We start from the raw sequence: 20,734 nt of genomic DNA, 5'->3' as shown, positions 1-20,734 counted from the left end.
GGGGAGGCCGGGCCGGACGCCGAGGACTCCAGGCTGGACCAGACCCGCCAGGACACCACGCGCCGGCTGGAGCGGGCCATGGGAGCGCTGGGCACGGCCGCCATGGCCCGGATGGACGAACGGCTGATGTGGTTCCGCGCCTTGTCCGCCGAAGACAGGTCGTGGGTCGGGCTGGTGGCCCAGGCCGGGATCGCCGCGTTCGTGGAGTGGTTCCAGCACGCCGGCGAGGGCCGTCCGACGCCCAGCATCGAGTTCTTCGGCACCGCCCCCCGGGAACTGAAGCGGTCCATCTCGCTGCAGCAGACCGTCGACATCGTCCGGGTCGTGGTCGAGGTGGTCGAGGCGCAGACCGGGGATCTCGCCGCTCCGGGCGGCGAGGACCAGCTGCAGCAGGCCATGCTCCGCTACACCCGCGACGTCGCCTTCGCCGCCGCCCAGGTCTACGCCCGGGAGGCCGAGGCGCGCGGCGCGTGGGACGCCCGGCTGGAAGCGCTGATCGTCGACGCGCTGGTCAGGGGCGAGGTCGACGACGGCCTGCACTCGTGGGCCGCCGCGCTCGGCTGGACCTCCTCCCCCGTCGTGGTGCTGGCCGGGCAGACACCCGACAACGACCCGCAGGCGGTGATCGACGGGTTGCGCGAACGGGGCCGCAGGTCGGGGCTCGACATGCTGGCCGGGGTGCAGGGCGACCGGCTGATCGTGATCGTGGGCGGGGCCGACAGCGTCGCCGCGGCGGCCAGGCACGTGGTGCCGCGCTTCGGACCGGGGCCGATCGTGATCGGCCCCGAGGTGCCCGACCTGCACGCCGCGGCGCGGTCCGCGCGGGCGGCGATGGCCGGGCTGCGGGCCGCCGCGGGGTGGCCGGACGCCCCCCGGCCGGTTCACACCGAGGATCTGCTGGCCGAGCGGGCCATCGACGGCGACGCCGACGCCCGGGCCCAGCTCGTCGAGAACGTCTACCTGCCGCTGGTCGGCACGCCGCTTCTCGACACGCTCGCGACCTACCTGGAGCAGGGCACCTCGCTGGAGGCGACGGCCCGCCTGCTCTTCGTCCACCCCAACACGGTGCGCTACCGCCTGCGCAAGATCACCGAGCTGACCGGCTACCAGCCGACGGAGGGCCGGTCCGCATTCACCCTGCAGGTGGGGCTCATCTTGGGACGGTTGTCCGAAACGATCGTGACATAGCCGCTTTAACGTAATCTTGAGGAAACCCAAGTTGTGGGCTTCCTACAAAATAATGCGGACAAAGTTCGTTCGGATCTCCACCCGGTATTGGACTCCTACAGGGCAGGCTAGGTTTCGTGCTCGTCATCGTCGCTCCGGGCCAAGGCGCCCAGACCCCAGGATTCCTGAACCCCTGGCTCGAACTCCCGGGCCTGGCGGACCGTCTGGCCGCATGGTCCGATCTCGTCGGACTCGACCTGATCACCTACGGGACCACCGCCGACGCGGACGAGATCCGTGACACCGCCGTCGCCCAGCCCCTGCTCGTGGCCGCCGGGCTCGCGGTCGCCGAGGTCCTGGGGGCCTCCCCCGGTCTCGTGGCCGGACACAGCGTCGGCGAGTTCACCGCCGCGGCCCTGGCCGGGGTGCTCACCCCCGAGCAGTCCCTGACCCTGGTGCGCGAACGCGGACAGGCGATGGCCAAGGCCGCCGCGATCACCCAGACCGGCATGTCCGCCGTCCTCGGCGGCGCCGAGGAGGAGGTGCTGGCGGCCATCGCCGAGCACGGCCTCACCCCCGCCAACACCAACGGCGCCGGCCAGATCGTGGCCGGCGGCACGCTGGAGCAGCTGGCGGCCTTCAAGGCCGCGCCGCCCGCCCGCGCCAGGGTGATCCCCCTGTCGGTCGCCGGAGCGTTCCACACCGTGCACATGGCCCCCGCCGTCGACCACCTGCGCGAGGCCGCCTCGGGCGTCACCCCGGCCGACCCCGCCGTGACCCTGCTGTCCAACGCCGACGGCGCGGCGATCGCGAGCGGCGCCGAGTTCCTGCGGCGCCTGGTCTCCCAGGTCGCCAGCCCGGTCCGCTGGGACGCCTGCATGGCGACCATGGCCGACCACGGCGCCACCACGATGATCGAGCTCCTCCCCGGCGGCACGCTCACCGGCCTGGCCAAGCGTGCGCTGCGCGGGGTGGCCACCGTCGCCCTGAAGACCCCCGCCGACCTGGAGGCCGCGCGCCAGGCCATCTCGTCCCACGAGTCCAGCGAAGAACGGTGATCGGCGAATGAAGATCTCTCAGGGTGCCCCCGGGGCGAAGATCCTGGCCTTCGGCCACTACCAGCCCTCCAACGTGGTCACCAACGACGACCTGTCGGCGACGATGGAGACCAACGACGAGTGGATCCAGAGCCGCGTCGGGATCAAGGAGCGGCGGATCGCCCCGGACGGCGAGTCCGAGATCGACCTGGCCGTGCAGGCGGGCGGCAAGGCCCTCGCCGCGAGCGGCCTGTCGGCCTCCGACATCGACCTGGTGATCGTGGCCACCTGCACCCTGGAGAGCCAGATCCCCAACGCCGCGGGCCGGGTGGCCACCCGGCTGGGCATCGACGCCCCCGGCGCGTTCGACGTCAACACCGCCTGCTCCGGCTTCTGCTACGCCCTCGCGGTCGCCAACGACGCGGTCCGCGCGGGATCGGCCACCCACGTGCTGGTCGTCGGCACCGAGAAGCTCTCGCAGTGGATCGACTGGACCGACCGGGCCACCGCGGTGATCTTCGCCGACGGCGCGGGCGCCGCGGTCGTCGGCCCGTCCGACACGCCGGGGATCGGCCCGGTGGTCTGGGGCAGCGCCGGCGACAAGTTCGACGCGATCATCATCAAGGACCGCGACTCCTTCCTGCACCAGGAAGGTCAGACCGTATTCCGCTGGGCGACCACCGCTCTCCACCCGGTGGCCAAGGAGATCTGCGAGCGTGCCGGGGTCGACCCCGCCGACCTCGCGGCCTTCGTGCCCCACCAGGCCAACCTCCGCATCATCGAGTCGATCGCCCGCAGGCTCGGCGCCGACAAGGCCGTCGTCGCCAAGGACATCGTCCTGGCGGGCAACACCTCGGCGGCCTCCATCCCGCTGGCCCTGTCAAGGATGATCGAGCGCGGAGAGGTCCAGTCGGGCGGGCTCGCCCTGCTGCTGGGCTTCGGCGCGGGCCTGACCTACGCGGGTCAGGTCATCGAGATCCCCTGAAGCCTCCACCCAGTTCCCCCGCCCGGCGGTGCCGGGCGGAACCCGAGAAAAACCGATTCAAGGAGAGAACGCGACATGGCTCTTAGCGAGCAGGAGATCCTGGCCGGCATCGGCAAGATCGTCAACGAGATCACCGGGATCTCGGCCTCCGAGGTCACCCCGGAGAAGAGCTTCGTCGACGACCTCGACATCGACTCGCTGTCCATGGTCGAGATCGCCGTCGCCGCCCAGGACGAGTTCGGCGTGGAGATCCCCGACGACCAGCTCAAGAACCTGAAGACCGTCAAGGACGTCATCAACTTCATCCAGAACTGAGATATCCGAAGCATTTCCGGCCCTGACCCGCGATTCAGAAGGAGCGCAGAAGTGAGTAAAGACCAGGTTCGTGTCGTCGTCACCGGGCTCGGCGCGACGACGCCCCTCGGTGGGGACGCCGCCTCGACCTGGTCGGCGCTCCTCGCCGGTCGGTCCGGGGTCCGTCCCATCACCGAAGACTGGGTCGACTCCGTCCCGGTGAAGTTCGCCGCCGTCGCCGCCGTCGACCCGGCCGAGGTACTGCCCCGACCGGAGGCGCGGCGGCTGGATCGGGCCGAGCAGTTCGCTCTGATCGCCGCCCGTGAGGCCTGGGCCGACGCCGGGATCGAGAAGGTCGACTCCGAACGGCTCGGCGTCGTCGTGGGCAGCGGCATCGGCGGCATCACCACGATCCTGTCGGCCTACGACACCTTCAAGGAGAAGGGCTGGCAGCGGCTGTCGCCGTTCACCGTGCCCATGCTGATGCCGAACGGCGCCGCCGGCTGGATCGGCATCGAGGTCGGCGCGCGCGCCGGCGTCCACGCCACGGTGAGCGCCTGCGCCACCGGTGCCGAGTCGATCGGCTACGGCATCGAGATGATCCGCTCCGGCCGGGCCGACGTGGTCGTGGCCGGTGGCACCGAGGCGGCCATCCACCCGCTGAACATCGGGTCCTTCGCCGCCATGCGCGCCATGTCGACCCGGAACGACGAGCCCGAGCGCGCCTCACGGCCATGGGACAAGAGCCGTGACGGCTTCGTCCTCGGCGAAGGCGCCGGCATCGTCGTACTGGAGTCCGAGGAGCACGCCCGGGCCCGCGGCGCCAAGATCTACGCGGTGGCCGCCGGCGTCGGCTACTCGGCCGACGCGCACCACATCGCCCAGCCCGAGCCGACCGGCGCCGGGGTCATGCTGGCCATGCGCCGAGCCCTGGAGTCCTCCGGCCTCACCGGGCAGGACATCAAGCACGTGAACGCGCACGCCACCTCCACGCCCGCGGGCGACGTGGTGGAGACGGTGGCGATCCACCAGGTCATCGGCGACCACCCGCTGGTCACCAGCACCAAGTCGATGACCGGCCACCTGCTCGGCGGCGCCGGCGGCATCGAGTCGGTCTTCACCGTCCTCGCACTGCACGAGCGGCGGGTGCCGGGCACGATCAACGTGGACGACCTCGACGACGGCGTCGTCGTCGACATCGTGCGGGGTGAGTCCCGCGCGCTGCCCGAAGGTCAGATCGCCGCGATCAACAACTCCTTCGGGTTCGGCGGGCACGACGTCGCCGTGGCCTTCGCCAGCATCTGACAGGGAGCCCGTGATGACCGTGCTCGACAACAGGGTGGTGGACGAGGCCTCCGACAAGGAGTCCGCCGATCCCCGTGACCCCCTGACCCGCCTGGCCGCCCTGCTCGACGAGGACTCGATCCGGCTGATCTCCCCGGTCGACCGCAGCGGCTTCCTCGCCGCGACGGGCCGGGTGGAGGGCGTGCCGGTCGTGGCCTTCGTCAGCGACGCCCGGATCCAGGGCGGGGCGATGGGCAGCGAGGGGTGCGAGCACATCATGCACGCCTACGACGTCGCCCTCCGCGAGCGGCTCCCGATCATCGGCGTGTGGCACTCCGGCGGGGCCCGGCTCGCCGAGGGCGTCGAGTCGCTGCACGCGGTCGGCCGCGTCTTCGCCGCGATGACCCGCGCCTCCGGCGTGGTGCCGCAACTGTCGGTGGTGGTCGGTCCCGCGGCCGGCGGCGCCGCCTACGGGCCGGCGCTGACCGACATCGTGATCCTGGCCGACGAGGGCCGCATCTTCGTGACCGGTCCCGACGTGGTCCGCAGTGTCACCGGCGAACAGATCGACATGGCCGCGCTGGGCGGCCCCGAGCCGCACAGCAAGCGCAGCGGTGTCGTCCACGTGGTCACCAAGACCGAGGCCGACGCCTACGTGCAGGCCAGGCGCCTGGCGACGCTCCTCGGGCACCAGGGCCAGGTCCGCACCGAAGTGGAGGAGGTCGACTTCTCCGGCCTCCTGCCGGAGAACCCGCGCCGCGCCTACGACGTGAAGCCGCTGGTGAAGGGCCTGCTGGACGAACCCGGCGTGGAGCTGCACGCCAAGTGGGCGCCCAACATGGTCACCACCCTGGGCCGCATCGGCGGCCGGACGGTGGGCGTGGTGGCCAACAACCCGATGCGTCTGGGCGGCTGCCTGGACGCCACCTCGGCGGAGAAGGCCGCGCGGTTCGTCCGCATGTGCGATGCCTTCGGGGTACCCCTGGTCGTCCTGGTGGACGTCCCCGGTTACCTGCCCGGCGTCGGTCAGGAGCACGACGGCGTGGTCCGCCGCGGCGCCAAGCTCCTGCACGCCTTCGCCGAGGCCTCGGTGCCGCGGATCACCCTGGTGACCCGCAAGGCCTACGGCGGCGCCTACATCGCCATGAACTCCCGCGCGCTGGGTGCGACCCGGGTCTTCGGCTGGCCGACGACCCAGATCGCGGTCATGGGAGCGGTCGCCGCCGTGCGCATCCTCAAGCGCCGCGAGCTGGCCGCCGCCCCCGAGGAGGAGCGCGCGGCTCTGGAGACCAGGCTCGCCGAGGAGCACGAGATCCTCGCCGGCGGTCTCGGCCGGGCCGTCGAACTCGGCGTGGTGGACGAGGTCATCAAGCCCGAGGAGACCCGCGGTGCCATCGCCAGGGTGCTGGCCACGGCCACCCCCGCCCGGGGCGCCCACGGCAACATCCCGCTCTGATCTCCGATTCGCTCCACGAGCCCCCGCCTGGCCCTCGCCGGCGGGGGCTCGCCTTTTCCCGCCCCACCGGCGTCGAGGGCGTGGGAAACCAGGGAAGGCGCGGAAAGCCGGGAGAGTGAAAGAGTGAAGGGGCGCACTCGGCTCAGCGGGCGGGCGGACCGGCACGCCTCAGCGGACCGGCCCGGCAGACCGGCGGGACTCCGGCAGGCCGGCGCTCAGCGGACCGGCCCGGCAGGCCGGCAAGACTCCGGCAGACCGGCTCAGCGGGCGCCGGATCAGACGGCGGCGTGCAGCCAGCGCACCGGGGCTCCCTCGCCGGCGTGCCGGAACGACTCGAGCTCGGCATCCCACTGCTTGCCCAGGAGCCGGTCGAGCTCCTCCTCCAGCACCACGCGGCCCTGGCGGGCCTGGAGCATGACGGAGCGTAGCCGGTCTTCGGGGATGAGGATGTCTCCCGTGGCGCCGATCAGCGCCGTGAAGGCGCCCAGGGACGGCGTGTAGGCGTGCCGGGACCCGTCGGCGCCGGGTGAGGCGTCCTCGGTGATCTCGAACCGGATCCGCTGCCACCCCATCAACGACGAGGTGATGGCGGCCGCGGTCCCGGCTCGGCCCACCCACTCGGCCTGTGCGCGCACGTGACCGGGCGCGGCGGGCTGTGGGGTCCAGGTCAGGTCTACGGGCACGCCAAGAACACCTGCGACCGCCCATTCGATATGAGGGCACAGCGCAGGCTGAGCTGAGTGGACGTAAAGCACGCCACGAGCAGACACCGGACCTCCCGTTTCGTACGAGGTGCGCCTTCCCCAACGGCCTCATACCAGGATGATCACAAGTGACTGAAGGAGAGACTACCGTCGGTTGTGACGCCGCACCAGAGGGGGGTCATACCGAGATGTTGCGACGTTAGCACTTGACGCCCCGGGTCCCGGGGAATGATCCGGAGCCCAGCGAGCCGGCGGTCGATCTCCGGAGGACCGAATGGACGACGACATCGAGCGGGTGGAACCCACCCCCGGAGCCCCCGCTCTGATCAGGAGGGGGCAGGTGCTCACCGACGCCTCCGGTACGGCCGCCGTCGCCCGGTGGGCCGTCGCCGTGGTCGAGGCCGACGGGATCCACCGGGTGCGGCTCTCACCGGGTGTGGACGTCTGCGAGCTGGTGGCGACGCTCCGCGATCGGGGCGTGCGCGCCTCCCCCAACCACGTGATGACGGGCCAGCCGCTGTTCTTCGGCGGCCCGGCGTCCCGCCCCTTCCCCATCGACGCCCTCCCGGTTCCGGAGGAGGGTGAGACCGGCGCGGACCGGGTCACGGTGGCTCTGGCCGACACCGGCCTGGCCGCCCATCCGTGGTGGCGGGAGAAGCCGTGGTTCACCGGGCGCGAGCACGACGGCGCCGAGGTGCCGGACGGTGACGGCGACGGCGAACTGGACCCCCAGGCCGGGCATGGCACGTTCATCGCCGGGTTGATCATGCGGTCCGCACCCGGAGTGCGGATCCGGCCGGTCCGCGTGCTGGACGGGCGGGGCGTCGGGGACGAGGCCGGGCTGCTGCGGGTGCTGGGCAGGCTCAGGGACGATCCGCCCCAGGTGCTCAACCTGTCCTTCGGCGGGCACACCTTCGACGACCTCCCCTCCCCTCTGGTGGAGACGGCGCTGGCGGAGCTGGCCGGCACGGTCACGGTGGCATGCGCGGGCAACACGGCCTCGCAGCGGCCGTTCTGGCCTGCGGCCTGCCCCCGGGTGATCGCGGTCGGGGCGCTCGACGCGGCGGAGCGGGCCAGGGCACCGTTCTCCGCGTACGGGCCGTGGGTCGACGCGTGCGCGCGGGGTGAATGGCTGCCGAGCACCTTCCTGGACCATGGAGCGTTCCACGGTTACGCCCGTTGGAGCGGGACCTCCTTCGCCGCGGCCGTGGTCAGCGGGGCCGTCGCCGCGGCGGCGCGGAACCTGTCGCCGGGGGAGGCGGCCGCGCGGGTGCTCGCCCGGGAAGGAGGCAGGCTGATCCCGGATTTGGGGGTCGCTATCCCGACCTCGGGCTAAAATCTCACTCTTGGTATCTGATCGAACACGTAAAGTGTTCAGAGGTTCTGGAGGTGCCGGTGAGCGACCAGCGCACGATCGACGGCGTCCTGGCGGACGACCAGACGGCCTGGGACACCCTGGTCGCCCGGTTCACAGGTCCGCTGTGGTCCGTCGTCCGCGCCTACGATCTGAGTCCGGCGGACGCCGCGGACGCGGTCCAGGGCACGTGGCTGCGCCTGGTCGAGAGCCTGCACACCATCCGCGATCCCGCTCTGATCGGTCCCTGGCTGTTCACCACGGCCAGGCGGGAGGCGGCCCTGCTGAGCAGGCGCCGGCGAGGCGAGCGGCTGGTCGCGGATCCCGCCGACGCCGAACACGCCCGCTCCGCGTCGGCCGACTTCGGGCAGGCCCACGCCGATCCGATGCTGGCCGTGCTGACCGCCGACGAGGGGCGCCGCCTCTGGCAGGCCGTGGACGAGATGCACGAGCCGTGCCGCTCGCTGTTCCGGCTGATGGCCAGCGCTCCCGACGCGGGCGTTCGCCAGTTGGCCGGCCGCCTCGGCATGCCCAGCGGCAGTTACGGCCCCACCCGGGGCCGCTGCCTGAACCGACTCCGCACCATGCTCACCGCCCGGGAGGCGACACCGTGACCCGACATCCGTCGACGATCGACGACGAGTTCCTGATAGCGGCACTCCGCCTGGCCTCCGGTAGCGACCCGGTGCCCGCCCGGGTGACGGAGGCTGCCCGCGCGGTCTTCGGCCTGCGGCTGCCCGGCGCGGCCACGGCGCACCCGATGGCCACGCCCGTTCCGCGGGGTGTGCGCTCCACCGGGCAGCCTCAGCTGCTGCGGTTCGGCGCCGGCGAACTCACGGTGGAGCTGGAGGTGTCGTCCCTGGACGGCCTGGTCGACCTGGCGGGCCAGATCTCCCCCTGCCCGGACGCCGGGGCGCTGGTCGAGATCCGCACCCTGCACGTCGTCGAGTCGCGCAGGCTCTCCCCCACGGGGCAGTTCGCCGTCACCGGCCTGCCCCCCGGCTGGTTCAGCGTGGTGTGCCACCGGCCGGAGCGCTCCCCGGTGGCCACCAGCTGGACCCGGATCCGCCCGTAGGTGACCCCCGACGAGATCCTCTCCGCCGCCGAGCACGCGGTCGAGCTGTCCGGTAGCGACCCGGCCGGCGCGCGTTCCCTCGCCCGCACCGTACTGGACCGCCTGCCCCCGTCATGCGCGGGCACGGCGATGTTCTCCACCGCGACGACGGCGGACACGACGGTGCTCCCCACAGGCACGATGGTGCTCTCCACGGGTACGGCGGTGGACACGACGAGGAGAACGGCAACGGACGCGGCAGCCGCCACCGCGGGTGCGGCCGGGGACGTCGCGGGCGCCGGACACGGCGCGGACCGGCCGGGTTGCCGGTGGTGCGAGGCCGCAGCGGTGGGGCACCGCGCCTTGGCGGTGGCGGCGCGGGAGCTGGGTGACCTGCCGATGGCCGCGGAACACCTCGGCCTGGCGGTGGGTGTGGCGCTGGCCGCGGGATTACCGCACCGGGCGGCGCAGGCGCGCCTGTCGTTGGTCCACGTCCGCACCGAACTCGGGCACCCCGAGCAGGCCCTGGCCGTCGCGGCGGTCGCCGAACCCGACCTGCCTCCAGCCGAGGTGGGCAGACTCGACGTGCACCGGGCGGTGGCGTTGAGCAGGCTCGGCCGCTACCGCGAGGCCGTCGAGTGCTGCGACCGCGCCGCGGGTGTGCTCGGCGACGACGTCAGGTTCCTGGCCGGGGCGATGCTGAACCGGGGGCTCGCCCGGGTCTTCCTCGCGGAGTTCGAGGCCGCCGAGGCCGACCTGGGCCGGTGCGCCGGACTGGCCAGGGGGGCGGGCCTGGACCACGTGCTCGCGCTGGCCGAGGGCAACCTGCCGTTCCTGGCGGCGCGGCGCGGTGACCTGCCCGCGGCGTTCACCGCCTACCGGCGGGCGGAGGAGAGCCTGTTCGGCTACCCGGAGCGGCTGGCCACGGTCCGCTGCGACCTGGCCGAGGCGCTGGTGGCCGCCCGTCTGCCCGGAGAGGCGCGGGCGCTGCTCGACCTGGCGGTCCCGGAGCTGGCCGCGGCCGGCGCCGAGGTCGCCCTGGCCGAGGCCCGGCTGCTGCTGGCCCAGGTCGAGCTGGCCACCGGCGACCCGCGCCGGGCGCGGGAGAGCGCCGAGCTGGCCGCGGCGGGGCTGGCAGCGCAGGGCCGGACGGTCTTCGCGCCGCTGGCCGCGGAGATCCTGCTGCGTGCCCGGCTCGCGCTGGACCCGCCCGATGAGGCGCTGCTCGCCGAGATGCTCGCGTGCGCCGCCGACCTCGACGCCGCAGGGCATCGGAACGCCTCGGCCGCGCTGAGGCTGACCGGGGCGGAGGTCGCGCTCCGGCTGGGCGACCGGGCGTTCGCCGACGGGCAGCTGACCCGCCTCGCCCGCTTCGCACCGGGGGTGGTGGGTCGCCAGGCGACGGCGCTGCGACGGGCACTGGCCGGAGACCGGCGTGGGGCGTTCGCCGCGGTGCTGGCCGGTCTGGCGGAGGTGGGCGCCGGGACGAGGACGCTGACCGACCCCGTGATCCGCGCCCACGCCGTCAGAGCCGGCGAGTCGCTCGCCGCGCTGGGACTGGCCCTGGCCGTGGAGAGCAGGCGGGGCCGCGCCGTCCTGGCCTGGGCCGAACGGTGGCGGGCGGTCGCCGGCGGCGCCGTGCGGCCCGTCGCGCCGGACCTGGCCGCGCTCCGGGCCGCGCTGGGCGAGTCGGCACTGGTGGAGTTCATCCGCCACGCCGGCGAGTTGGTCGCGGTGGCGGTCACCCCGTCCCGCGTGGCGCTGCGCCGGTTGGGCCCGGCCGGGCCCGTCGCCGAGGCCACCGTCCGCCTTCGGTATGGTCTGCGCCGGACGCACCTGCTCGACGGGAGCGCCGCCCGGCCCGCCGCGGGGGCCGGGGTGGAGGCCGCCGAGCTGGAACGCCTGCTGTTCGGATCGCTGCGCGGCCCGCTCGGCGACCGCCCGCTGGTGATCGTGCCGACGGGGGCCCTGCACACGCTGCCCTGGCCGCTGCTGCCGATGAACTCCGATCGGCCGGTGACCGTGGCGGCGAGCGCCGCGTCCTGGCTGGCGGCCCACCCGGCGCCGCCGTCCCCGCCGCCGGAGAGGGGGGCGAGGGGACGGCTCACTCCGTCGCCGGAGAGCGCGCCGTCCCCACCGCCGGGCGGAAGGACGCGGGACGCCCGGGTCGCGGTGGTGGCCGGCCCGGGGTTGCGTTGCGCCGGCGCCGAAGCCGACATGGTCGGCGCGTGCCATCCGGCGGCGGTCCGGGTGGCGGCGCGGCGGGCGGAGGTGCTGGCGGCGCTGGAACGGTCCGACGTCGCGCACCTGGCGGCACACGGGATGTTCTCCCCGCGCAGCCCGCTGTTGTCGAGCATCGACCTCGACGACGGCCCGCTGATGGCCTACGACCTGCTGCGGCTGCGCACCCCGCCCGGGCTGGTGGTGCTGTCCGCGTGCGACGCGGGGATGGCGCACGCCCCGGCCGACGGGGCGCCCCTCGGGCTGGCCGGGACGTTCCTGTCGCTGGGCACGCTGTGTGTGATCGCCAGCCTGGTGCCGGTGCGCGACGAGGAGACCCTGACGTTGATGACGGCCTTCCACGAGGCGCTGTCTGCAGGCGACCCGCCCGCCCGGGCACTGGCCACCGCGAGCGGCAAGACCGGCGTGGCGGGTTTCGCCTGCTTCGGGTACGGGGATCAGCCGGTGGCGACCGGCCGGGACGGATCGCTCACCCAGTCGGACCACGAACCGACGTAGAGGGCGGCGGGGATGCCGGCCACCTCCAGTGCCAGCACCTGGTGAGCGGCCGTCACCCCCGAACCGCAGTAGGCGCCGACCTCCACTCCCGGGACGGCGCCCAGGGTGTTGAAGCGCTCACGCAGGAACTCGGGCAGGTGGAAGCGGCCGGAGGGGTCGACGTTCTCCCCCGTCGGGGCGCTCACCGCGCCGGGGATGTGCCCGGCCACCGGGTCGATCGGCTCGACCTCCCCGCGGTAGCGTTCGGCGGCCCGAGCGTCCAGGAGCAGGCCGTCCGCGGCGAGCCGGGCGGCCCGGTCGGCGTCGAGCACGGGCATACCGCCGGGGCGGGCGGTGAAGTCGCCGGGTTCGGCGGCCTCGTCGCCCTCGGCGAGCGGCCTGCCTTCGGCGGTCCACGCGCGCAGGCCGCCGTCGAGGACGCGCACGTCGGGGTGGCCGAAGTGGCGCAGCGCCCACCAGGCACGGGCGGCGGCGGTGGAGTCGGCGGCGTCGTAGACGACGACGGGCCGGGAAGCGGAGACGCCGAGACGGCGCATCGACTCCTGGAACGCCTCCGGGGAGGGGAGCGGATGGCGTCCGCCCCGTCCGGGGGACGCGGCCAGGTCGGCCTCCAGGTCGCAGAAGACCGCGCCGGGGATGTGCCCCGCCCGGTAGGCATCGATCCCGGGCGGCCCGCCGAGCTTCCATCGCACGTCGAGAACGGCCGCCCCGGCCATGCCCGCCAGCTCGGCGGGGTCGATCAGCGGGCTCATCGGGTGCTTACCTCCAGTAGCGGGACGTACTGCTCGGCGGGGGTCAGCGAGCCGTGACAGCCGATGGCCGCCGACTCACGCGGCTCGGTGACCGTGGCGACGATGGCGGAGTGGTCGGACGGCACGGCGACGACGTCGCCGATCCTCGGCAGCCACTCGTCGCGGACGCGGGGCCCGAACCAGCCGGAGTCGACCGCCTCCTCCCGGGAGACCACCCACGCCCTGCCGTCGAGGACCCCGCGCCAGGCGTCGAGGACGGCTCCGGCCCGGCCCGGCACGGCGTAGACGTGACGGGACCGGGAGTCGCCGCCGAGGAGGGCGACGCCCTCGCGCAGCTCGGGGAGGGCGTCGACGTCGATCCGGTCAGTGGCGTTGATCATGCCGTGGTCGGCGGTGACGTACATCACCGAACCGGGCGGGAGGGTCTCGGCCAGCCGCTCGGCCATGCAGTCGACCAAGGCGAGCTGTTCGAGCCAGGCGGGGGTGCCCCAGCCGGCCCGGTGGCCGGTGGAGTCGAGGTCGCCGTAGTAGACGGAGACGTGCGCGCGGGGTTCGGCCAGTGCGCGGCGGGCCGCGGCGACCCGGTCGTCGATCTCGTCGGCGCCGATGAAGGTGACGCCGCGGTAGACGGCCCGGTTGAAGCCGGTCGTCTCGAACCTGGTGGGACCGACGTAGCTGATGGGGACGCCGGACGCCGCCGCGCGCTCGTAGACGGTGGGGGTGGGCTGCCATTCGGCCGGTTCGATCAACGGGCCCGTGCTGGTCCAGCCCAGGCAGTTGAGCAGGTGGTCGGTGCCGGGCACGGCGAGCTGGTAACCGAGCATGCCGTGCTCGCCCGGCGGCAGGCCGGTGCCGAGGGTGCCCAGGCTGGTAGCGGTGGTGGCGGGGAAACCCGCGGTGAGCACCCTGCCGAGCAGGGACGACAGGAACGGTGCCGTCTCCGGGTGGGCACGGAGCAGCTCGGCGCCCATTCCGTCGACGAGGAACAGGAGCACCCGCTCGGCCGGGGCGAGATCGAGGGGGTTGTCCTCACCTATCCCGAGTGCGGCGAGCAACGAGGAGGACAGGTCGGCGAGGGAGGTTGCGCCGTACGCGGGAACGAGGGGCGTCACGAGGCGGCACGCGCCGTGGCCTCCGACAGTGCCTTGGCGAAGGCCAGCACGTGGGAGACCGCCTCGGATCCGTCCGCCGCCTCGCTCACCCGCAGGGAGAGGTCGTCGGCCGTGATGGCGCCGGTGTACCCGTGGTCGGCTTCGCAGTTCTCGTCACCACAGGTGGCCGGTTCCAGGTCGACGTGGGAGATGGCGCCCCAGCCGATGGTCAGCGTGACCTCCGTGGGCGGCACCCCGGGCACGTACGAGGCGGGGTCGGGGACGACCCGCGTGACGGCGACCGACTGGATCCGGTTCAGGCGTACGGCCTCGGTGGTCGTGGACGCGTGGGAGGGTGCGGTCCCCTCCGCCGGAGGGTGTTCGTCGGTGTGGCAGACGAGCAGCCGGGTGGGTGAGAGCACCAGCACCGTGACGTGCCTGCGGACCTCCATGGCCGGGTCGAAGGTGGCCTCGTGGTGCACCACGTAGGCGTTCACCTGCTCCTTGCCGAGTGCGGACTCGACCGCGTCGGCGACCAGGTCGGGATAGTAGCCGCTGCGGTCGATGGCGTCGCGCAGGCCGGTGGACGAGAGTCGGGTTTCCCTCATGGGTCCATCCTGCCCTGTCCGGGGCGGCGCTTTCACCTGGAGCGCGCCGGTCCGGGCCCGCCACGTGAATCGTGATCGTTCCGCGCCGCCGCCGTGGCTCCCGCCCGGGACGGCACGGGCCCGCCGTCCCGGCACCCCCGGCGGCACCGGCCGGGGCGGCGGAACCGCCGGGCGGCCGGGACGCGGAGCTGCCGGAACGGCAGGGCGAGGGGCGTTGGGCGAGGGCGATCAGCTCAGCCGGCGGGGGCCGCCGTCCGGACGGGGGCCCTCCGGGTGGCGCAGCACGGCGCGGGCACCCAGCACGACCACCTCGGACTCCCCCACCAGCACCGGGTCGAGGTCGAGCCGAGCGACCTCGGGCAGGTCGTCGGCCAGCCGGCCGAGGCGGATCAGCAGCTCCTCCAGCTCCTCCACCGCCACCGGCGGGTAGCCGTACTCGCCGAAGAGCAGCGGAGCCGTGCGCGGCGACCTGATCAGGGCAGCCGCGTCCTCCCGGGTCAGCGGAGCCAGCCGGTACGCCTCGTCGCGCAGCAGCCTGGCGGTCACCTCGCCGAGCCCGAAGGAGACCACGGCGCCGAACGCGGGGTCCTCCATCACGCTGGCCAGGGCCGGCACCGCGGGCTGCGGCGCCATCCGCTGCACCGCGAGCACCACGCCGGGCCCGAGCTGGCGGGTCAGGTCGGCGAAGGCGTCGCGTACCCCGTCGGGGCCGGCCAGCCCCAGGCGCACGGTTCCGGCGCGCTTGGCCGCCTCGGGGTCGGCGGCCTTCAGCACCACCGGCCAGCCGAGCCGGGCCGCCGCCGTGACGGCCTCCTCGGGCGAGGCCACCACTTCCGACGGCCAGACGTCCACTCCGTAGCAGGCGAGCAGCTCCGAGGCGTCGATCTCGGCGGGGGCCTCGCCGAGCCGCGCGAACACGAGGTCACGGGCCGCGGCGGTGTCGACGCCCTCGATCTCCTCGGGCAGACCGGCGGGATGTTCCAGCCAGCGCGCGTACCGCACGACGTGGGCGAGCGCGCGGACCGCCTCCTCGGGTGCCGCGTAGGAGGGGATCGACCCCCGTTCGGGGACGGCGCCGGCCTGCAGCTCCCGCAGCATGCCGATCCTGCCCTCGAACGTGGCCAGCACCGGTTTGCCGCAGTCACGGGAGACCCGCAGCAGTTCCGCGGCGATCTCGTCGGCCGGGCCGGGGATGGGGGGCATGTAGATCGCGACCACCGCGTCGACGTCCGGGACGACCGATGTCAGGGCCGCGCCGAACTCGGCCGCGCCCGCCCGGGCACCGAGGTTGACCGGGGGCCGGGGCTCCAGCCCGGCACGCACGCAGGCGTCGGCCGCGAGCAGCGCCAGCGCGTCGGAGTTGCTCACCACGCCCACCCTGGGCCCGGCGGGCAGCGGCTGGTAGGCCACGAGCTGGGCCACGTCGAACTGCTGGATCAGGTCGTCGACCCTGATCACCCCGGCCTGCTCGAACAGAGCGCTGAGGGCACTGTCGGGCAGGCCGAGCACGGGAGCGGCGTGCCCGCTGGGGACGTTCTGGGTGGTGCCGCCGCTCTTGACGACCACGATCGGTTTGCGCCGCGAGATGCGCCGGGCCAGGCGGGCGAACTTGCGCGGGTTTCCCAGCGACTCCAGATAGAGCAGGATCACGTCGGTGTGCGGGTCCTCCTCCCAGTACTGCAGCAGGTCGTTGCCGGAGACGTCGGCGCGGTTGCCCGCGGACACGAACGAGGAGATGCCCATGCCGCGCTGGGCCACCCGCTGCAGCAGGGCGGTGCCCAGGGCTCCGGACTGGCTGAAGAAGCCGACCCGGCCGCGTCCCGGCACGGTCGCGGCGAGCGTGGCGTTCAGCCGGACCGACGGGTCGGTGTTGGCGACGCCGAGGCAGTTGGGGCCGACGACGCGCAGGCCGTACGCCCTCGCGATGCGGACCAGTTCCTCCTGCCTGGCCCGTCCCTCGGGGCCGGTCTCGCCGAATCCGGAGGAGACCACGATCAGCCCGCGCACGCCCTTGCGCGCGCACTCCTTCACCACGTCGATCACGCCGTCGGCGGGTACGGCGAGCACGGCGAGGTCCACCTCGCCGTCGATGGCCGTTACGCTCGGGTAGGCCCGCACCCCGGCGACGGCCCGCGCCTCACGGTGCACCGGGTAGACCGGGCCGGTGAAGTCGGCGGCGAGCAGGTTGCGCAGCACGGTCTGGCCGACGCCGCCCGGCTCGCGGCCGGCGCCGACGACCGCCACCGAGCCCGGGGAGAGCAGCCGCTCGATGGAGCGCGCCTCGGCCCGGTGCTCGCGTGAGGCGGTCACCGCCTGGGCGGTCTCGGTCGGGGTGAGGTCGAGGGTCATCCGGACGACACCGTCGGCGAAGCGGCTCTGCGCGGTGTAACCCGCCTGTTTGAGCACCGCCATCATCTTCTGGTTGGCGGGCAGCACGTCGGCGATGAAGCGGGCGATCCCCCGCTCCCGCGCGGTCTCGGCCAGGTGTTCCAGCAGCACCGATGCGACCCCCCGGCCCTGGTGGGCGTCCTCGACGAGGAACGCCACCTCCGCCTCGGCCGGCTCGATCCGGTCGTAGCGGATCACCGCCACCATGTCGGTGCCGATCGTCGCGATCAGCGCCACCCGGTCGACGTAGTCGACGTTCGTGAACCAGGTGATCTCACGGTCCGACAACCGGGGGTGGGGCCCGAAGAAGCGGAAGTAGATCGACTCGTCGGACAGCCGGCTGTAGAAGGACCGCAGCCGATCGGCGTCGGCGGGCCGGATCGGGCGTACGTGTGCGGTTCCGCCGTCCGACAGGACGACGTCCGCTTCCCAGTGAGCAGGATACTGAGCAACCTCCACAGTCCCGAGAGTAGACGCGAATCCCAAATGACGGACGAACTGGTCGAATTCCCGCAACGCTTGTGCATCGACTCCGGTCCGGTCTCCGTTCAAGACCCCATACGCTGGCCGGTAGCTGTTAAGTTTTTCGCGGCTACAGGCATGTCCACAGGCACGCAGGCATCGAAGGCAGCAAGGTGGTGGCATCATGACGCGGGTGGTCGTGGTGGGCGATCTCATGACCGACGCGGTCGCGCGGGCCCGCTACCCGCTGGCCAGAGCCAGCGACACCCCGGCGATCGTCACCATGCACGGTGGCGGCTCGGGTGCGAACATCGCTTCCTGGCTGGCCGTGGAGGGCACCGAGGTCGCCTTCATCGGCCGCCGCGGCGCCGACATCACCGGCCGCAACCGCGACATGGAGCTGATGGGATACGGCGTCGACGCCCGCCTGGTCATGGATCCCGAACGCCCCACCGGCACCTGCGTCGTGCTCATCACCCACAAGGGTGAGCGGACCATGCTGTCCGACCCCGGAGCCAACGCCGCCCTCGCACCCGACGACCTGCCCCGCGACCTGTTCACCCAGGGCGCCCACCTGCACCTGTCGGGTTACACGCTGATCAACGAGGGGTCGCGCGAGGCGGGTCTCGCCGCCCTGGAGACGGCCCGTCGGGCGGGGATGTCCGTCTCGGTCGACTGCTCCTCCTCCGCCCCGCTGGAGCGCACCGGGGCCGAGCCGTTCCTGGAGTGGACCGAGAGCGCCAAGCTGCTGTTCGCCAACGCCGACCAGGCCAAGGTCCTCACCGGCCGCGACGACGCCGCCGCCGCGGCCAAGGTGCTCACCGCCTGGTTCCCGCAGGTCGTCGTCAAGCTCGGCGAGGAAGGCGCGCTGTGGTACGGCAACAGCCGCCCCGAGCCGGTGCAGGTGCCCGCCGACACCGTGGAGCGCGTGGTCGACGGCACCGGCGCGGGCGACGCCTTCACCGCCGGTTTCCTGCCGGCCTGGCTGGGGGGCAAGCCCCCGGCCGAGGCGCTCACCGCGGGCTGCCAGCTGGCCGCCAGGGCCATCTCCCACCTGGGCGCCCGCCCCCGCCTCTGAGCCCCCGCGGTCAGCCGGTGACGGCCAGGGCCAAGGGCAGCACGGCCGGGGCACCGGCGTGACGGAGCATGGCGGCGCCCAGGGTCATCGTCCAGCCCGTGTCGACGAGGTCGTCCACCAGCAGGACCGGACCGCCGGCCGAGGCGACGGCCGCGCTCAGGGCGGCCGGCATGGCGAGGGTGGCCCGGACGGCCTGGACCCGCTGCGCGCTGTTGAACTGCCGTCCCGGCGGCCCCGAGCGGTAGCCGAGATCTCCCAGGTAGGTCAGACGGCCCACCTGAGCCAGCCGCTCGGCCAGGCTGCGGACCAGCTGAGGCCGGGCGGCCGAGGGCACCGCCACCACGCTGGAGGGACGCTGCGTCCACTCCCACGACGAGAGCACCTTCACGACGGCGGCGAAGACGTCGTCGGGGACCGGCCCGTCGGGTGCCCCCTCGGCGAGCATGCCACGCAGGCGGTTGCCCCAGCCGATGTCGGTGAGCCGGCCCAGTGCCCGGCCCGTCTCGGCACCCAGCTCCGGCTTGATCCGGCCCTTGAGGTCGGCCAGACCGGTGGGCCACTGGCGGCGCGGCTCGATCTCCACACCGGGCCGGCGCAGGCGGTCGGCCGCCGCCCGCACGGCCTCCTCCTCCACCTCGGCCGAGCGGTGCGTTCCGGTGCAGTTGTCGCAGCGCCCGCAGGCGACGGCCGCGTTGTCGTCGAGGCGGCGGCGCAGGAACTCCTCACGGCATGCGGTGGTGTCGAGGTATTCGAGCATGGCCCGCTGCTCGGCCTCGCGCTCGGCGGCGACCCGGGCGTAGCGTTCGGCGTCGTAGGCCCACGGCTCGCCGGTGGCCTCCCAACCGCCCTTCACCCGGCGTACCGCGCCGTCGACGTCGAGGACCTTCAGCATGGTCTCCAACCGGCTCCTGCTGAGATCCACCCGGTTCTCCAGGGCGGCTGTCGACATCACCCCGCCCTCTTCCAGGGCGGCGAGCACGGCCCGCACGACCGGCTCGGGCGGGAAGGCCAGGGAGGCGAAGTAGGCCCAGATGTCGCGATCTTCCGCACCGGGCAGGAGGATCACCTCGGCCCGCTCGACCCCGCGGCCGGCCCGGCCCACCTGCTGGTAGTAGGCGACCGGCGACGGCGGCGCGCCGACGTGGACGACGAAGCCGAGGTCGGGCTTGTCGTAGCCCATCCCGAGTGCGGACGTGGCGACCAGCGCCTTGACCTTGTTGTCGAGCAGCGCCTGCTCGGCGGCGAGCCGTTCGGCCTGCTCGGTCTGCCCGGAGTAGGCGATCACCTCGTGCCCCTGCTCGCGAAGGTAGGCGGCGATCTCCTGGGCCGCGGCCACGGTGAGGGTGTAGACGATCCCCGAGCCGGGGAGCTCGTGGAGCGTCCGGGCGAGCCACGCCAGGCGCTGCTCGGCGCCGCGCAGGCGCACGACCGACAGGTGGAGGCTCTCACGCTCCAGGGGCCCGCGCAGCACGAGGGTCTGCTCGCCCATCTGCTCGGCGACGTCGCGGGTCACCCGGGCGTTGGCCGTGGCGGTGGTGGCCAGGACCGGCACGCCTTCGGGGAGGTCTTCGAACAGGGTGCGCAGCCGCCGGTAGTCGGGGCGGAAGTCGTGACCCCAGTCGGAGATGCAGTGCGCCTCGTCGATCACGACCAGGCCCGCGCTCTCGGCCAGCTCGGGCAGCACCTGGTCGCGGAAGTCGGGGTTGTTGAGCCGTTCGGGGCTGACCAGCAACACGTCGACCGTGCCCTCGGCGACCTGCCCGTAGACCTGCTCCCACTCCTCGGGGTTGGCCGAGTTGACCGTGACGGCGTGGATCCCGGCGCGCTCGGCGGCGGAGATCTGGTTGCGCATCAGGGCCAGCAGCGGCGACACGATGACGGTCGGCCCCTCGCCCAGCTTGCGCAGCAGCGCGGTGGCGATGAAGTAGACCGCCGACTTGCCCCAGCCGGTGCGCTGCACCACGAGCACCCGCCGCCGGTCCTCCACCAGCGCCTTGATGGCCGCCCACTGGTCGTCGCGCAGCCGGGCGTGCTCCCCGGCGAGCGCCCGCAACCGCTCTTCGGCTTCTTCCCGCAGCATCAGCTCTTCGCTCACCCGGTCATTGGTACCAGGTCCGGCCGACTGTTCGCCTCCGGCGGGGACACAGCCGGGGACACAGCCGGGGACGCGGCGGGCTCGGCGCCCGTCCGGCGGGGGCGGGCGTGCCACCGGAAGGGCGGGGACGGGCGTGCCACCGGAGCGCCGGGCGGGTGGCGGGTACGGTGTCGGAGCGGCGTGCCG

Annotated in this window: 17 protein-coding genes; 11 read left to right on the top strand and 6 right to left on the bottom strand. The window is 73.5% G+C overall.

Annotated elements, in window-relative coordinates:
* Positions 1-78 precede the first annotated feature (78 nt).
* The 6 genes from F4562_RS26200 to F4562_RS26175 all read left to right on the top strand — a co-directional run bounded on the left by F4562_RS26200 (position 79) and on the right by F4562_RS26175 (position 6,223).
* Positions 79-1,188 (top strand): PucR family transcriptional regulator, encoded by a 1,110-nt coding sequence (locus F4562_RS26200; protein WP_184544664.1) that lies wholly within the window; start codon positions 79-81, stop codon positions 1,186-1,188.
* A 116-nt stretch (positions 1,189-1,304) separates the two neighbouring features.
* Positions 1,305-2,225 carry an ACP S-malonyltransferase gene (locus F4562_RS26195; RefSeq protein ID WP_184544465.1) on the top strand — a complete coding sequence of 307 codons (921 nt, stop codon included), beginning with the start codon at positions 1,305-1,307 and terminating at the stop codon, positions 2,223-2,225.
* 7 nt (positions 2,226-2,232) lie between these two features.
* The gene (locus F4562_RS26190; RefSeq protein ID WP_184544463.1) at positions 2,233-3,189 is read left to right on the top strand and encodes a beta-ketoacyl-ACP synthase III; all 957 of its coding nucleotides are present in this window, start codon (positions 2,233-2,235) and stop codon (positions 3,187-3,189) included.
* A gap of 75 nt (positions 3,190-3,264) precedes the next feature.
* A complete protein-coding gene (locus F4562_RS26185) occupies positions 3,265-3,504 on the top strand; it encodes an acyl carrier protein (protein WP_184544461.1) in 240 nt (79 codons plus the stop codon).
* A gap of 51 nt (positions 3,505-3,555) precedes the next feature.
* The gene (fabF, locus tag F4562_RS26180) at positions 3,556-4,788 is read left to right on the top strand and encodes a beta-ketoacyl-ACP synthase II (RefSeq protein ID WP_184544459.1); all 1,233 of its coding nucleotides are present in this window, start codon (positions 3,556-3,558) and stop codon (positions 4,786-4,788) included.
* A gap of 13 nt (positions 4,789-4,801) precedes the next feature.
* Entirely contained in the window at positions 4,802-6,223 is a 1,422-nt protein-coding gene (locus F4562_RS26175; RefSeq protein WP_184544456.1) for an acyl-CoA carboxylase subunit beta, read from the top strand.
* Between the two features lie 275 nt (positions 6,224-6,498).
* Here the strand turns inward: F4562_RS26175 and F4562_RS26170 are convergent, their stop codons facing one another.
* A complete protein-coding gene (locus tag F4562_RS26170) occupies positions 6,499-6,993 on the bottom strand; it encodes a DUF3145 domain-containing protein (protein WP_184544454.1) in 495 nt (164 codons plus the stop codon).
* A 208-nt stretch (positions 6,994-7,201) separates the two neighbouring features.
* Here F4562_RS26170 and F4562_RS26165 point away from each other — a divergent pair, with 208 nt between their 5' ends.
* Genes F4562_RS26165 through F4562_RS36455 form a run of 4 tightly spaced genes read left to right on the top strand, consistent with a single transcriptional unit; the run spans position 7,202 to position 12,074 of the window.
* Complete coding sequence (locus F4562_RS26165) at positions 7,202-8,263, top strand: S8 family peptidase (protein WP_184544452.1); 1,062 nt, start codon at positions 7,202-7,204, stop codon at positions 8,261-8,263.
* A gap of 59 nt (positions 8,264-8,322) precedes the next feature.
* Positions 8,323-8,895: an RNA polymerase sigma factor gene (locus tag F4562_RS26160; RefSeq protein WP_184544450.1), complete on the top strand. Its 573-nt coding sequence runs from the start codon at positions 8,323-8,325 to the stop codon at positions 8,893-8,895.
* Complete coding sequence (locus F4562_RS26155) at positions 8,892-9,356, top strand: hypothetical protein (protein WP_184544448.1); 465 nt, start codon at positions 8,892-8,894, stop codon at positions 9,354-9,356. The genes F4562_RS26160 and F4562_RS26155 overlap by 4 nt, the downstream gene beginning before the upstream one ends.
* On the top strand, positions 9,357-12,074 hold the full coding sequence (locus F4562_RS36455; protein WP_184544446.1) for a CHAT domain-containing protein: 2,718 nt from the start codon (positions 9,357-9,359) through the stop codon (positions 12,072-12,074).
* Here F4562_RS36455 and F4562_RS26145 read toward each other — a convergent pair.
* The 4 genes from F4562_RS26145 to F4562_RS26130 form a co-directional block, all read right to left on the bottom strand.
* A complete protein-coding gene (locus F4562_RS26145) occupies positions 12,014-12,826 on the bottom strand; it encodes a sulfurtransferase (protein WP_184544444.1) in 813 nt (270 codons plus the stop codon). The genes F4562_RS36455 and F4562_RS26145 overlap by 61 nt on opposite strands.
* Entirely contained in the window at positions 12,823-13,938 is a 1,116-nt protein-coding gene (locus F4562_RS26140; RefSeq protein ID WP_184544442.1) for an alkaline phosphatase family protein, read from the bottom strand. Before F4562_RS26140 ends, F4562_RS26145 begins: the two co-directional genes overlap by 4 nt.
* Positions 13,935-14,525 (bottom strand): DUF5998 family protein, encoded by a 591-nt coding sequence (locus tag F4562_RS26135; protein ID WP_184544439.1) that lies wholly within the window; start codon positions 14,523-14,525, stop codon positions 13,935-13,937. Before F4562_RS26135 ends, F4562_RS26140 begins: the two co-directional genes overlap by 4 nt.
* Before the next feature lie 228 nt (positions 14,526-14,753).
* Positions 14,754-17,372 carry a bifunctional acetate--CoA ligase family protein/GNAT family N-acetyltransferase gene (locus tag F4562_RS26130; protein WP_311734129.1) on the bottom strand — a complete coding sequence of 873 codons (2,619 nt, stop codon included), beginning with the start codon at positions 17,370-17,372 and terminating at the stop codon, positions 14,754-14,756.
* Between the two features lie 187 nt (positions 17,373-17,559).
* Between F4562_RS26130 and F4562_RS26125 the strand changes: the two genes are divergently transcribed.
* Positions 17,560-18,453 (top strand): carbohydrate kinase family protein, encoded by an 894-nt coding sequence (locus tag F4562_RS26125; RefSeq protein ID WP_184544435.1) that lies wholly within the window; start codon positions 17,560-17,562, stop codon positions 18,451-18,453.
* Positions 18,454-18,463: 10 nt separating this feature from the next.
* Here F4562_RS26125 and F4562_RS26120 read toward each other — a convergent pair whose 3' ends face one another.
* Positions 18,464-20,533: a RecQ family ATP-dependent DNA helicase gene (locus tag F4562_RS26120; protein WP_184544662.1), complete on the bottom strand. Its 2,070-nt coding sequence runs from the start codon at positions 20,531-20,533 to the stop codon at positions 18,464-18,466.
* Between the last annotated feature and the right edge of the window lie 201 nt (positions 20,534-20,734).

The sequence above is a fragment of the Streptosporangium becharense genome, assembly GCF_014204985.1.
In the GTDB taxonomy this organism is placed as follows: domain Bacteria; phylum Actinomycetota; class Actinomycetes; order Streptosporangiales; family Streptosporangiaceae; genus Streptosporangium; species Streptosporangium becharense.
This window is presented reverse-complemented; position numbering and strand designations above follow the sequence as displayed.

Bases quoted from the DNA above. Each gene is read 5' to 3' on its own strand.
- F4562_RS26125 (WP_184544435.1), top strand. From the start codon at position 17,560: ATGACGCGGGTGGTCGTGGTGGGCGATCTCATGACCGACGCGGTCGCG.
- F4562_RS26145 (WP_184544444.1), bottom strand. From the start codon at position 12,826: ATGAGCCCGCTGATCGACCCCGCCGAGCTGGCGGGCATGGCCGGGGCG.
- F4562_RS26120 (WP_184544662.1), bottom strand. From the start codon at position 20,533: ATGCTGCGGGAAGAAGCCGAAGAGCGGTTGCGGGCGCTCGCCGGGGAG.
- F4562_RS26190 (WP_184544463.1), top strand. From the start codon at position 2,233: ATGAAGATCTCTCAGGGTGCCCCCGGGGCGAAGATCCTGGCCTTCGGC.
- F4562_RS26175 (WP_184544456.1), top strand. From the start codon at position 4,802: ATGACCGTGCTCGACAACAGGGTGGTGGACGAGGCCTCCGACAAGGAG.
- F4562_RS26165 (WP_184544452.1), top strand. From the start codon at position 7,202: ATGGACGACGACATCGAGCGGGTGGAACCCACCCCCGGAGCCCCCGCT.
- F4562_RS26200 (WP_184544664.1), top strand. From the start codon at position 79: ATGGGAGCGCTGGGCACGGCCGCCATGGCCCGGATGGACGAACGGCTG.
- F4562_RS26185 (WP_184544461.1), top strand. From the start codon at position 3,265: ATGGCTCTTAGCGAGCAGGAGATCCTGGCCGGCATCGGCAAGATCGTC.
- F4562_RS26135 (WP_184544439.1), bottom strand. From the start codon at position 14,525: ATGAGGGAAACCCGACTCTCGTCCACCGGCCTGCGCGACGCCATCGAC.